This window comes from Dyadobacter sp. 32 (genome assembly GCF_902506755.1).
GTDB lineage: Bacteria > Bacteroidota > Bacteroidia > Cytophagales > Spirosomataceae > Dyadobacter.
In genome coordinates this window covers 3,588,079-3,601,657 of record NZ_LR735258.1, presented here as the reverse complement: position 1 = coordinate 3,601,657, position 13,579 = coordinate 3,588,079, and the positions used below count along the sequence as shown (strand labels likewise).

The 13,579-nt window shown below is 42.4% G+C and carries 14 protein-coding genes; 8 read left to right on the top strand and 6 right to left on the bottom strand.

Annotation, left to right across the window (positions count from 1 at the left end):
• Positions 1 to 38: 38 nt before the first annotated feature.
• The 6 genes from rimK to DYADSP32_RS14610 form a co-directional block, all read right to left on the bottom strand.
• On the bottom strand, positions 39 to 941 hold the full coding sequence (gene rimK / locus DYADSP32_RS14635; protein WP_149242046.1) for a 30S ribosomal protein S6--L-glutamate ligase: 903 nt from the start codon (positions 939 to 941) through the stop codon (positions 39 to 41).
• 28 nt (positions 942 to 969) lie between these two features.
• Entirely contained in the window at positions 970 to 1,479 is a 510-nt protein-coding gene (locus DYADSP32_RS14630) for a RimK/LysX family protein (protein ID WP_149242047.1), read from the bottom strand.
• Positions 1,476 to 2,597, bottom strand: coding sequence for a DNA polymerase III subunit delta' C-terminal domain-containing protein (locus DYADSP32_RS14625; RefSeq protein ID WP_149242048.1), 1,122 nt, complete (start codon positions 2,595 to 2,597; stop codon positions 1,476 to 1,478). Before DYADSP32_RS14625 ends, DYADSP32_RS14630 begins: the two co-directional genes overlap by 4 nt.
• 327 nt (positions 2,598 to 2,924) lie before the next feature.
• Positions 2,925 to 4,124 (bottom strand): putative sugar nucleotidyl transferase, encoded by a 1,200-nt coding sequence (locus tag DYADSP32_RS14620; protein ID WP_149242049.1) that lies wholly within the window; start codon positions 4,122 to 4,124, stop codon positions 2,925 to 2,927.
• A gap of 117 nt (positions 4,125 to 4,241) precedes the next feature.
• Positions 4,242 to 4,493, bottom strand: coding sequence for a type B 50S ribosomal protein L31 (locus DYADSP32_RS14615; protein ID WP_149242050.1), 252 nt, complete (start codon positions 4,491 to 4,493; stop codon positions 4,242 to 4,244).
• Between the two features lie 398 nt (positions 4,494 to 4,891).
• Positions 4,892 to 5,800, bottom strand: coding sequence for a sugar phosphate isomerase/epimerase family protein (locus tag DYADSP32_RS14610; RefSeq protein WP_149242051.1), 909 nt, complete (start codon positions 5,798 to 5,800; stop codon positions 4,892 to 4,894).
• Between the two features lies 1 nt (position 5,801).
• Between DYADSP32_RS14610 and DYADSP32_RS14605 the strand changes: the two genes are divergently transcribed.
• The 8 genes from DYADSP32_RS14605 to DYADSP32_RS14570 all read left to right on the top strand — a co-directional run bounded on the left by DYADSP32_RS14605 (position 5,802) and on the right by DYADSP32_RS14570 (position 13,236).
• Complete coding sequence (locus DYADSP32_RS14605; RefSeq protein ID WP_149242052.1) at positions 5,802 to 6,050, top strand: hypothetical protein; 249 nt, start codon at positions 5,802 to 5,804, stop codon at positions 6,048 to 6,050.
• A gap of 243 nt (positions 6,051 to 6,293) precedes the next feature.
• Positions 6,294 to 8,738: a ribonucleoside-diphosphate reductase subunit alpha gene (locus tag DYADSP32_RS14600; protein WP_149242053.1), complete on the top strand. Its 2,445-nt coding sequence runs from the start codon at positions 6,294 to 6,296 to the stop codon at positions 8,736 to 8,738.
• 208 nt (positions 8,739 to 8,946) lie between these two features.
• The gene (locus DYADSP32_RS14595; RefSeq protein WP_414617783.1) at positions 8,947 to 9,216 is read left to right on the top strand and encodes a response regulator transcription factor; all 270 of its coding nucleotides are present in this window, start codon (positions 8,947 to 8,949) and stop codon (positions 9,214 to 9,216) included.
• A 124-nt stretch (positions 9,217 to 9,340) separates the two neighbouring features.
• Positions 9,341 to 9,907 carry a YIP1 family protein gene (locus DYADSP32_RS14590; RefSeq protein WP_149242055.1) on the top strand — a complete coding sequence of 189 codons (567 nt, stop codon included), beginning with the start codon at positions 9,341 to 9,343 and terminating at the stop codon, positions 9,905 to 9,907.
• A 30-nt stretch (positions 9,908 to 9,937) separates the two neighbouring features.
• Positions 9,938 to 10,660, top strand: a complete 723-nt coding sequence (locus DYADSP32_RS14585) for an ABC transporter ATP-binding protein (protein WP_149242056.1) — start codon at positions 9,938 to 9,940, stop codon at positions 10,658 to 10,660.
• Positions 10,657 to 11,418 (top strand): hypothetical protein, encoded by a 762-nt coding sequence (locus tag DYADSP32_RS14580; protein ID WP_414617782.1) that lies wholly within the window; start codon positions 10,657 to 10,659, stop codon positions 11,416 to 11,418. The genes DYADSP32_RS14585 and DYADSP32_RS14580 overlap by 4 nt, the downstream gene beginning before the upstream one ends.
• Positions 11,419 to 11,434: 16 nt before the next feature.
• Positions 11,435 to 12,517, top strand: a complete 1,083-nt coding sequence (locus DYADSP32_RS14575; RefSeq protein WP_414617781.1) for an efflux RND transporter periplasmic adaptor subunit — start codon at positions 11,435 to 11,437, stop codon at positions 12,515 to 12,517.
• Entirely contained in the window at positions 12,514 to 13,236 is a 723-nt protein-coding gene (locus DYADSP32_RS14570; RefSeq protein WP_149242059.1) for a DUF5687 family protein, read from the top strand. The genes DYADSP32_RS14575 and DYADSP32_RS14570 overlap by 4 nt, the downstream gene beginning before the upstream one ends.
• Positions 13,237 to 13,579 lie beyond the last annotated feature (343 nt).

The following is a 13,579-nucleotide window of genomic DNA, read 5'->3' as shown; positions in this document are numbered from 1 at the left end:
TTTTTTCGATTTCCAAATATACATCAATAAACACCGTCTTAAACGCCAACCGTGTCTTCTTCATCCATCACGATCTTATCTTCAATGTAACCGATGATCAGAGCGGCAATGTCGATGCCGCTTACTTCTTCAATACCTCTCAGGCCGGGCGATGAATTGACCTCCATTACCAGCGGGCCTCTTTCCGACTGCAAAAGGTCTACTCCAGCAATTTTTACGCCCAAAGCTTTTGCAGCTGCAATGGCCGTACGTTCTTCCTCGGGTGTGAGCTCAATAAGTGATCCTTGTCCGCCACGGTGGAGATTTGACCGAAAGTCGCCGTCGGCTCCCTGTCGTCTCATCGCAGCCACCACTTTGTTGCCAATTACAAAAGCCCTGATGTCGGCACCTTTGGACTCGGAAATAAATTCCTGTATCAAAAAGTTGGCTTTCAATCCATAAAAGGCTTCGATGGTTGATTTGGCCGCCTTGATCGTTTCGGCCAGTACCACCCCTACGCCCTGCGTTCCTTCAAGCAGCTTGATGATAACCGGAGGGCCGCCCACCATGTGAATCAGCTCGTTGACCTGAGCCGGATTTTTGGCAAAGACAGTTTTAGGTATATCCACGCCCGACTTCGCCAAAACCTGCATACTGCGCAGTTTGTCCCGCGACCGCAATATGGCTTGCGACTTGATCGGTGTATACACTTTCATGAGTTCCAGTTGACGGACTACAGCGCAGCCAAAGGCGGTCACGGACGTGCCAATTCGGGGAATGACGGCATCGATGCCTTTCAGCGGCTTTCCTTTGTAAATGACACTGGGTTTTCCACCTTCAATCATTACGAAGCACTTAACATGATCTATCACCAGCGCCTGATGTCCCCGTTTTTTGATGGCCTCCACAAGCCGCCTTGTTGAATACAGGTCAGGATTGGTGGATAATACGGCGATTTTCATATATAATGAATGATTATTAGTCGGTCAGCTATAACTGATCCTGAATGGGAATATTTGATATGCCGGGATCGATGTTGGTTTTAATCTTTTTCCCGTCGATTTTCTTATTGCTACGATGGCTTGCAGATAAGTCTTTTTGGGCAACATCCACTATAAAACGACCTTTTAGTAATTTTCGTCCAAGTAGTATTGGGTAACGCATTTTTCGACGGTTGGCCAGGGAAAATTCTGTCCTGATACTCTTGCCGAAAATAGTGATGCGGGTTTTGATCACATACCTTAGTTCTTCCTTCCCCGACGAGTTGCGAACGATCCTTTCTTTAAAGTCCGTTACAGCGAATGACTGTTTGGGTGCACCTTTTTTTGTGTCCAGATTAAATCTAAGCAGCTGTTTTTCACCTTCTTTTATCAAGCGAATGTAGGAGCAGTGGATGGAGGAAGTCGTAGCTCCGGAATCCACACGTACGGGTACGTTATACCAGCCCAGATCGGGGAGGTCAACTACGTCCGTGGCTCCGATGATTTGGACAGGATTCATGACCGGCGTTTAAAATAGGGGGACATGGTGAGCGACAGGTCAAGGAAAACCATTTTAGCTCTTACATTTCTCTCGATATGGTAGTAGGCGGTATTCACTTCTTCAACCATTTTTTCAAGCGCTGCAAAATTGACCGCTTTGGAGAAGTTTTGTACAAAAGTAAGCTCTTCTTCGGGTACTCTCAACAATTCGCCTGCACCCTGGCTCCAGATGAGCATGTCGCGAAAGAGCCTCAAGGCATACTCCAGTAAGCCTTTTTGCTTCTCTTTGTTCATGGTATCAAAGCTGTCCGCGAGTTTTACCAGTTGGGCCACGTCGAATTTGTAACAAGAACGCATCCAGTCTGCAAACCATTCCGAACGGTCATCGGCAGTTTCCTGAATGAGTCGCAATGCTTCGGACAAATTGCCATCACTCAGAAAAGTAACCTGTTTTGCCAGACTATCACTTTCGGTGTGTCGTTTCAAAAATTGCCGCACTTCTGAATCCGAGAATGCGGGAATTGCAATACGCTGCGTTCGGGAAACAATGGTCGTCAGCAACCGATCGGATTGGTCCGTGACCAGTAGGAAAATTGTTTTGAAGGGAGGCTCTTCCAGTATCTTCAGCAATGCATTGGAAGAGGAGGCGTTCATGATATCAGGCTTCCATATCAGGAGAATTTTATATTCCCCTTCGTAAGCCTTGGTGGAGAGTTTGCCCAGAATCCCCCGTGCTTCTTCTACTGAAATATTCCCCTGCTTGTTTTCAGCATTGATAAAGTCCAGCCATTCGGGTAATACGCGATAGGGGTTTTCCAGCACAAATGATCTCCAGTAGCTCAGAAACGCTTCGCTGGTTTTGCCATCTATTTTTTTTGAGGTGGCGATGGGGAAAATAAAATGCATATCCGGATGAACCAGTTTTTGCATTTTGGAGCATGAAGCACATATCCCGCAGGAATCCTCGTCGGTCCTGTTCTCGCAATTGATATAAGTGGAGAAGGCAAGTGCCAACGCGAGACTGGCACCTCCGTGCGGACCATCAAAAAGTTGTGCATGGGCCAGATGGCTGTTCTGCACCGACCTTTTCAGTGTGGATTTTATACTTTCAAGTCCGGGTATATCTTTGAAAAGCACTTTAGATTTTGTTAACTGTATCCGTTGATGTTTGTTGCCCAGCCACTTAAATTTACCTGGCCGTCTGTTTTCTCTAGCTGTCATATCTGCGCCGACAGCATTTTAACACTCCTGTTGAAAAAGCTATTTTCCTATTTGTCGGCAATAATTTCTTTCAACTCGGCCATTCTTTTTTCGTGGGCTGTTCTCTTTATTGAACCGTTTCTTTGATTCCGCCATCGAAATCCGTCGGCTAATCAATGACTATGTGAAAATCGTTTCACGAACAAATTTACGGCTGCCACGCCGTAACTGATTCTAATCGCCGGGGAATTTTTCAAGTATAACTTATATACTTTCTCTGTGCGCCCTTGTCTGATTGAATATTTCCAACAAAATATCTTCATCGGTGTGGTCAAAGCTCAGTCCGCGACGATGAACGGTGTCTTTCGCAACTGCTACGGCTTTTTCGAACCGATATTCGGTAAATCCGTCCGCCTTTCCTCCCCATGAGAACGAAGGAATATGCTTGGGTTGAAACCCGCCGCCAAACACATTCACATGCACGCCGACAACCGTTCCGGTATTGAACATGGTGGAAATCCCGGCCTTGGAATAATCGCCCATAAATAATCCGCAGAATGTGAGACCGGAGTCCTTCAGGGAATTGGTTGCATAGCTGTGAAGCTTTACATTGCTGTGGTCATTTTTCAGGTTGGAGTTGTTCGTATTTGCACCCAGGTTGCACCATTCGCCCAGTACGGAGTTGCCGAGGTATCCGTCATGCCCTTTGTTGCTATATCCAAACAAGACGGAGCCACTTACTTCTCCTCCGATCTTGCAACTTGGGCCTATGGTCGTATTCATCCTGATTTTTGCATTCTGAGCGACTACGGAATTTTCCCCCATAGCAAATGGCCCGTGGATGGTGGCACCTTCCTGAATGATCGCATTTTTGCCAATATAAATCGGTCCGCCTTCGGCATTCAGGATAGCAGCCTTGATATTGGCTCCGGGTTCAATGAAAATACTTTCGGCCTGATAGCATCGGGTGTATGGATCCGTAATGGGTGACGATTTTACGCCTTTTGTTAATTGATCAAAATCAGAAGTGATTTGGGCTCCATTATGCATGAAGATATCCCATATGTTGCGGATGGACACAAAAGAGCCAGCGCAAGTGACTGCTGCGAGATGTTCCACACCTATTCCTGGTGTCCAGCTCGGAGAAGAAGTTCTTACAGCCAGCACTTCATTTCCGACTGAGTAAAGGGCCGATTCGACTGGTAGGGAAAGTAGTTCTTCCACCAGTTTAGAGTCAGGGCAAAGGGCTCCGTTTATATATAAATTGTCGCCTGTTGTAATCTGAGGAAAGTGGCTTTGCAGATATGTCTCTGTTTGAAAAGAAACGGGTAACTGCAACCACTGTTCCCATTTTTGAGAAATCGTGTGAATGCCGCATCGGATTGCTGCCACCGGGCGTGTATAGGTAAATGGTAAAAGTTGTGGACGAATTATGGGGTCGTCGAAGAGAATAATACTTGGCATATTTGCTTCAATGGTAATAGCCAAAGTTCGGTCATTTTTTTGTCAGGGCAAAAAAGAAGCAGTCTCTGTTCAGCTTTGCTTACAGAGACTGCTTTAAATTTTTTGTTCAGTGAACGATTACGCTTCTTTGGTTCCGTAACGTTTTCTGAATTTATCCACACGACCAGCTGTGTCCACAAGTACGTTTTTACCTGTGTAGAATGGGTGTGATTTTGATGAAACTTCGACTTTATATACCGGATAAGATTTGCCATCTTCCCAGGTGATATTTTCGCTGGTTTCTATCGTAGAGCGGGTAATGAATTTAAAATCGCTTGATAAGTCCCAGAAAACAACGTCTCTATAGTTGGGATGAATATCTTTTTTCATTGGTATATGGTATTATGTGTTCGATACAATTCTCAAAAAGGATTGCAAAAGTAATAATTTCAAGTTATTTACACAAGAACTTTAGTAATATATTAGTAATATTATCACTGGTTAAGTTGTGCAAGCCTAAAGTATATCATTTTGCCTCCAGGTAAAAGTGGTTGAAGGAAAGTGGATCAGTCAAGATCCTGTTAATCCTGAAGTCCTGTCTTAACCCCTTAAAACAACAGGCGAATGAGAAGCGTGAAATCTCAAAATCACTGCTAAGCCTCATTTTGTCTCCAGGTAAAAGTTGGTGAAGGAAAGTGGATCAGGCAGGATCCTGTTAATCCTGAAATCCTGTCTTAAACCCCTTAAAACAACAGACGAATAAGAAGCGTGAAATCTCAAAATCACTTCTAAGCCTCACTAATCTGCTTCCGAAGCACCTCAATACCCGTTTTGATCTCCCGGTCGAAATCCGTGTATTCAAAGCACTCAATAGATAAGCCTCCTTTGTATCCTATCTTTTTCAAGGCACTCAGGTAAGGTCTGAAATCATCTCCTTTTACACCGGGCGGGGTTCTTTTTTCTCTTTCGGCTATGTGGCAATGTACAATATGCTTCCCGTATTTCAGGATCTCGTCGGATGATTCGTCCTCCTTTAGCATATGATATATGTCGCAAAGCAGTTTTACACCCGGGCTTTTTATAGCTTCCACAATTTCCACACCTTCCGCGAGGCTATTGATGAAATTGGTTTCTCCGCGGTTGAGTGGTTCTACTGCAATGGTGACACCATACTTTTCGGCCAGCGGGGCCATTCCTTTCGTTACGGCAATGTGTTGTGCTTTTGCTTTTTCGCGGTCAAAGCCGTCGGGAATATGACGTGCTCCGCCACTGCCGAATACAATATATTTGGAGCCGCATGCCTTGGCTCGTTTAAGCGCTAGCTCGGTGCGTTCCAGCACACCCTGATGGTTAGCGTCGGGGCCAACTGTTTTCAGGTCACCGGGCAGCAGGATTACATACGATCGGATCGGGAATTTGAGCGTGTGAAGTGCCTGCAGGTTTTGGTCAAATTGAGGTTGTCCTTCTTTGGGAATAAGAAAACCACCCACCGACTCTTCAATGTATCCGCAGCCCAGATTCTTCAGGTATACAGCATGCTCATACGATGCAAAAACCCCTAATGAAATGGAAGATGGCTTGTGATCTACAATCACTTCGGCTCCTAAGAGCAATGGGCTCACGGCTATCCCGGCCACAGTTCCTGCGGTGGTCTTTAGGAATGCTCTTCTGGACGTCATGTTTTCGGGTAAAATCATAATGACTGATGTTTTAACTGGTTGGGATTTTGATATTTGGGGAGGAAGAGTTGTGCGTTATTCTGTCTGGGACATGATGGAAACTTGGATTTTAGAATTTATTTGTTCGTATGCGGTTTTTGAAAGTTTGCAAATTTCTATAATCAAATCGTTGGAAATCAGTTCGAAACCAGTTTTGCTTTTTAAAAAAGTTTACAAAATTTTATTTTTTCAAATTTTTTGTGAGTCAAAATATTTTTTTGAAAAATAACGGCATAAATCTGTGAAGACTGAATCTGTATAAAGCGCTTGTTATAAGAATCTTAACAATTTGATAATTTGCACTATCCTGATAATGCCCCTGTACAGGTTAAAATTAAGGTTGCTAATTTGATTTATTTTAAGTTATTTCAAAAGATTTTTCAAGTCTACTCCGATTGAAATCCTGAGTTTTTACCAATCCTGATTTTGTAATTTATTAACATCACTATCTACCTGTAATAATACTATGTCTATGTATGTAATAAAGCGTGACGGTCGCCGCGAATCCGTAAAATTCGACAAGGTGACGGCCCGTATCGAGAAATTAAGTTATGGCCTTGATACCAATTACATTCAGCCTGTAGAAGTAGCAAAAAAAGTAGTATCCGGCATTTACGATGGTGTCACTACTGCGGAATTGGATAATCTGGCTGCCGAAACTGCGGCATCTATGACGACCAAACATCCGGACTATGCTATTCTTGCGGCTCGGATCGCCATTTCTAATCTCCATAAGAATACATTGAAGTCATTTTCGGCTACAATGAAACGTCTTTATACCTACGTAGATTCCAAAACTGACGAAAATGCCTCATTGATTGCCAAGGATGTATATGAGGTCATCCGTCAGAATGCATCACTACTGGATTCAACAATTATCTACGACCGCGACTACGGTTATGACTACTTCGGTTACAAAACGCTGGAGAAGTCGTATTTGTTGAAGGTGGAGGGGAAAATCGTGGAGCGTCCGCAGCACATGCTGATGCGTGTGGCGATAGGTATTCATCAGGAGGATATTAATGCTGCGATTGAAACCTACCATTTGCTTTCTGAAAAATGGTTTACCCACGCCACACCAACTTTGTTTAACGCGGGTACACCAAAACCTCAGATGTCGTCATGCTTCTTGCTGACCATGAAGGAAGATAGTATCAATGGTATTTATGATACATTAAAAAATTGCGCATTAATATCACAGTCAGCCGGAGGTATCGGTTTGAGTATTCATGATATTCGGGCTACGGGCTCTTATATTAAAGGTACCAATGGTCAGTCCAACGGAATTGTTCCGATGCTTCGCGTCTTTAATGATACAGCCCGTTACGTGGATCAGGGTGGGGGCAAGCGGAAAGGCTCTTTTGCCATTTACATGGAACCCTGGCATGCGGATATTTTCGATTTCCTCGATTTGAAAAAGAATCACGGAAAAGAGGAGCAGCGTGCACGTGATCTGTTTTACGCGTTGTGGATTCCCGATCTGTTCATGAAACGTGTGGAGGCCAATGACACCTGGTCACTCTTCGATCCGCACGAATGCCCGGGCTTGTCAGATACCCATAGTGCCGAATTCGAAAAACTGTACGAGCAGTACGAAATGGATGGGAAAGCCCGTAAAACCATCAAAGCGCAGGATCTTTGGTTTGCCATCATGGAATCGCAGATCGAAACCGGTACGCCTTACATGTTGTACAAGGATCATGCAAACAGCAAATCCAATCAGAAAAACCTGGGTACAATCAAGTCATCGAACCTTTGTACCGAAATCATTGAATATACAGCGCCCGACGAAGTGGCGGTATGTAACCTGGCTTCCATTGCACTGCCAAAATTTGTAGAACAGGGAGCCGACGGATTCTATCGTTTTGATCATCAAAAATTGTATGAGATCACCAAGGTGATCACCCGCAACCTGAACAAGATCATTGACCTCAATTATTACCCGATTCCGGAAGCCGAACGCAGCAACAAACGTCACCGGCCGATTGGTATTGGCGTGCAGGGTTTGGCTGATGCATTCTGTTTGCTGCGCATGCCATTCGATTCGGACGAAGCACGTCAATTGAACAAGGATGTGTTTGAGACCATTTACTTTGGTGCAATGGAAGCGTCCATGGAGCTGGCGATCAAAGACGGCGCTTACGAAACCTGGGCCGGAAGCCCAATTTCACAGGGAATATTCCAGTTTGACATGTGGGGTGTGACACCGGGCAGCAACCGCTGGAACTGGGAAAAGTTAAGGAAAGAAGTGGTACAAAACGGCGTTCGCAACTCATTGTTGCTGGCTCCGATGCCAACCGCTTCTACAAGCCAGATACTGGGTAATAACGAATGCTTCGAACCATTCACTTCCAATATATATGTAAGGCGTGTGCTTTCGGGTGAGTTCGTTGTTGTGAACAAATATCTGCTCAAAGACCTGGTGAAACTGGGTCTTTGGAATGAGGAGATGAAAAACAATCTGGTACGTGCGAGCGGATCTATCCAGCCAATTCCGAACATTCCGCAGCATATCAAAGACCTTTACAAAACAGCATGGGAAATTAAGCAACGCAGCTTACTGGATATGTCTGCCGATCGTGGCGCATTTATATGTCAGTCGCAGTCGCTGAATATTTTTATGGAAGAAGCCAATTTTGGCAAGCTTACCTCCATGCATTTCTATGCCTGGAAGCAGGGATTGAAAACCGGCATGTACTACCTGCGTACCCGTGCAGCCTCGGATCCTGTACAGTTCACGCTCAGCAAACAAGCGGAGGCGCAACTGGAGCCAGCCACAGCGGTGGTGGCAGAAAAGGAGCTCAACTACGTTCAATATGCAGAGGAACACACCAAGCCTGTTGTACCCCGCGACAATAAAGCCGACATGCAGTGTTCGCTGGATGATCCCGAAAGTTGCGAGGCCTGCGGAAGCTGAGGTTTTAAAATTAGAAAAATATGAGAATGAGCCCTTGCGGAAAAGTGAGGGCTTTTTTGTGTGGAGAACCTCATTGTGTAGAATTAGTTCGTTTGCGTATATGATATAAATTTTTGTAATTGCGTGACTGTTTTGCTAATGACGCTCAAATGAAAAACAGATAACGTTGTGAAAAATGAATGAATTGCTCATCTCATTTTTTATACATATGCACACGACCAATACACATTTAGAAACCTCAAACAAAAGCCTTAATACACTTACTCCCCGGGAATGGGAAGTGCTGCTGCTGATAGCAGTTGACATTCCAACTGATGACATTGCCGATAGGCTTCACATCACTACTGCAAGCCTTAAAACGTATCGCGCCCGCATTGCTGAAAAGCTTATCATCTCTGGACGGGATGGCTTAGGCAGGTATGCCCGAAAGAATGGTCCTCTTCTAAGGGATATGCACACGCAGTTTTATCCTCCCTAATTAAATCTAAAAGTACAACAAACTATTTGATTTATCTTATAAATTGCTAACTTAGGGTAGCAGTTTAGGCTTAAAATGCTGCGTAGTTTTGTCGCACATTATTTTATCACACAATGAATAGAATATGCAGATTGAGAAGGAGAATAGGGACATTGAAGCAAAAAGGCAAGATTGGTTCTTGCCGTCTTTTGTAGTGGTGTTGTATGCCTTATTGCAAGCAAGATTTTTCATTTCAATGATGAATTTAAAATCGTTTGGACTGGAACAGAAAGCACTTGTTGTATTCAATGTTGTATTTTTTTTGGTATTTGTGCTTTCTGCTATAATTGTTTGGGTAATTCTCTCTCTGGTCTCTCATTGGACTGCGTTACTTTTTGATGGCACATCAGATTTTAAGAGCTTTTTGTTTTTCTCAGGTTACGGATTTGGAGCAATAGCCATCACGTATGTTGTTGTATTATTTGTGTACATGGCTGGTATACCCAAAGGATTGCCGATTGAACAAGTACAGCAAAATATGTTATTTAAGAATGCTTTGGTTGTCATCAATATTGGTTTCATATTGTACTATCTGTGGATTGTTTATTCGGTATACTTTCTACATAAATTGAGTGTATTCAAATCAATTGCCAGTGTAGCCTGTCCCATGTTATTGTATTTTATTCTTACTCAGTTATTTAGTTATATTTAGCTCTTACATGTAGGGCTAATAACATGATATATGAAGGTTTCAGTAGAAGGTATAAGTAAATCGTATGACAAGCAGGAAGTGTTAAATATTCCTGAACTGGTATTGGAAAGTGGGAAAATAACAGGAATCGTAGGTAATAATGGTGCCGGGAAAACCACATTACTAAGGGCAATTCTGGATTTGATCCAACTGGATCGGGGTGTTATCAGAATAGGGGAATGGCCGGTAGCAAATTGTGAGGACTGGCGGAAAAAAACGAGTGCATTTTTAGGAAGCGATTCCATGCTCAATTTTCTGACTCCCGAAGAATACTTTTACTTTGTAGGGGCCTTGTCGGAACGGACAGAGTCGGAGGTTACAGATTTGCTTGTGAAATACGGCATATTTTTCAATGATGAGATTCTTGGAAAGAAGAAAAAATACATCCGTGATTTTTCGGCAGGGAATATTCAAAAAGTAGGTATAATAGCGGCACTGATATCCAGACCGGAAGTATTATTGCTTGATGAGCCGTTTAACTTTCTCGATCCTACTTCTCAGGTACTGTTGCAGGAGATATTGGCGGACGTGAATAAGAACTATCCGTGTACGGTGATCGTATCTAGCCACGACATTAGCCAACTTGCTCCGATTTGTGACCGGGCGGTTTTATTGGAGAAGGGGATGATTAGACATGATATTCAGGCCAGTGATAACATTCTTGAAAAATTAAATGACTATTTTTTATCCGGAAGAAGAATTGCAAACCCATGAATAGAAGGTTATTTGAAGTCCTGTTAATATTTTTCATTGGTTCATTTCAGGCAATAGCCCAGGTGGTTGTTCCGAATGAAATGAAGCATTTTACAGTTGCCTTTGACGATCAATGGGATACCATACCTCACCCCCGAATGGTTCGCTATGTGAAAGAAAAAGGGATGGATAAAATGGGTGTAAGCTTTGAAGCAGGTTTCTACAAGAAATCAAACAAAGATTTTTTTGACTATCCATATGGTATTATCCAGTTTTTACCATCAGAGCATGATTTATCCCAGGTAAAGTTCACTGATTTGGTACAAGGGGTGCAGTCAATGCAATCTGCTCAAATGCTGGCAATAGATTCCCTGAAAGAACTGAATGGTATTTTCAAGAGATTCAAGTCATATAAAATTGTTTCCAAAGATATAGACTCGATTAACTATGAAGTAAGATGTACCATTGAAGCCAATGTAGTTGACAAAGGAGATATTCGCATTATTCAAAAGTATGTTCCTGTAAGGCAGGGTATTATTTTGATTTCTGGGTACACCAAACGAAATGATAACAGTGTTTTGCAAAAGGATTTTCAGGGTATTATCAAAGAAATAACAGTTGAGCATGACTATAAATATATCCCGCCAATAGAGCGTAAGAGTGGTATTGGATGGAAGGAGCTCGGGATATCACTGTTTATTGGTCTTTTGGTTTTTTTAATTGTTTATTATTGGGAACGAATTTTTCCTGGTCGCCGGAAAAGCCTACCCGCTGGTTAACGGCATGTTTTTAAATATGAAAAACTGGCTGAAAGCATTAATTCTACTTACGGTTACTGGTTTACTGGTTTTTGCGTTGGCATATGACATCAATAGTGATAGCAAAATTGAAGTTGCAACGGTCTTACCAAAATATCGAACTATTGAAAAGAAAGTGGTAGTGTCAGGAGTAATTCAACCTTTACGCTTGGTGAAGGTAAATTCGAATATATCCGGGGTAGTTGAGCAGCTATTTGTAAAACCGGGTGATGTTGTAAAGAATGGCCAATTTCTGGCGAAAGTAAAATTTGTCTCAGACCCTATTGAGAGGGAACGACTACTTAGGAATCTTAGTACAGTTACTGTAAAATATGAGAATGACCAAAGGCAATTTGTGCGAAATAAAAGATTGTTCGAAAATAAGGTCATATCAAAAATGGAATATGAGCAGTACGAGACGGCCTACTTTATCTCAAAAGCGGAAGTGGAATCAATTCGGGCAGAGTTGAAATTGTATGAAGGAGAAATGGAAACTGGTCAAATCTCAAACATCATTGCCTCTACCGCAGCAGGAACGGTTCTGGAGTTACCGGTTGAGGCAGGAGGGAATGTGCTGGGGAAAAACAGTTTTAATGAAGGTACAATCATTGCGAAAATAGCCGATACAGGAAAACTACGATTTGTAGGGTCTGTTTCTGAGGATGATGTAAATGAACCGCATTTGGGAATGCCAACTTTATTGGAAATTGGCACATCGGGCAGGCATAAGTTAAAAGGAAGTTTAGAATATATTGCTCCCTTAGGACAAATTGTAGATGGCATCACAAGATTTGAGATTCACGCCATGCTTCCCACTGCCACTTTGGACGGCTATATAATACGGGCCGGATCCAGTGCTACTGCCCAAATCGTAACGGCAAAGAGGACGAAGGCTTTAAGTGTAGAAGAAAAGGACTTAATATTTGATGGTGATTCTGTGTCTGTGGAGCTTCTTGTGGGGGAGAATGTAAAGAAGAAGCCTATTGAGCTTGGCCTGTCGGATGGATTGATTGTGGAAGTAACCAGAGGGTTAAACCTGAAAGATAGAATAAAGGTAAAGACCGAAAAGATACAAAAATGACAACGAGGCAGTATCTGTTTCATCAATGGCTTGCCGCTTGCCGCTCGCCTATGTTTTTGATGGGTGTTCTGGAAAAAACTTTAATGGGGTTCACCATGCTTATGGCTATTGCCGTATTGTTTGTGGCGGGCTACTTTCTGGAAACATTCGATAAAAGCGCCTTTCCGGAGGTTACCTCATTTACGGTGCTGACTTTGGTGCTAAACGTTTTATTGCTTTTAGATATGACATTAAGACCGTTGGCGGCGGCAAAACTGGAGGCACCTGTTCGCCCTTATTTGTTTCTGATGGTAAGGAAAAGTAATCTGGCCAGACTAATCATGTTTGATTACTTTTTTGGACAGGCCAATGCCATGATGTTCGTTTCACTATTTGGCTTGGGGTGGCTGGTGTTTTTAAACTGGCCTTTTCCGATGCAGAGTGTAAGTTTGGTTATCTATTTTTTGCTGATGCTCGTGATCAATACGAACCTGAAAATTATCATAAGCAGGTTGCTTCTCATTCATGGATTGTTTCGTTTTCTAGTCATTTTCATTGGGATAGTCGTATTGGTTTTTGTGAGGTACTTTATAAAAATGCAGGTGTTTGAGGCCATTGTTCAATTTCCTGAATTAATGAAAAACAACTTCCTTGTTTTTGGTATTCTGGTTCTTTTACTTAACGGTATAATTTTCTATTTTATCCAAAGACAAATAGCGAAGGTGTTATATATAGCTTAGTACTAAAATATTTCGAGATGATAATTTCATATTCTGATTTTATAAACAAATTTCTGTGGAGGAATAATATAGTTAAAAGTACATTGATTTTTTCCTTGGTAATGTCATTTTCGATGTATGCAGTATTTGCTTTTTTATTCTATTATTTAGATGCGAAAGACGAAAATATAATAAATTTTACAATGTCATTGCAACTGCTATTCGGAGGTGTTTCACAGTTTTATAGTAATTATTTTGCTTATTATTCCTCCGTTTACGTTGCGATGGATATTCGAAACGTCGATTTGAATAAATTGTTGAAAACCATATTTGAGAAATTGCTGGTATTTCAGGTAGTCATTTA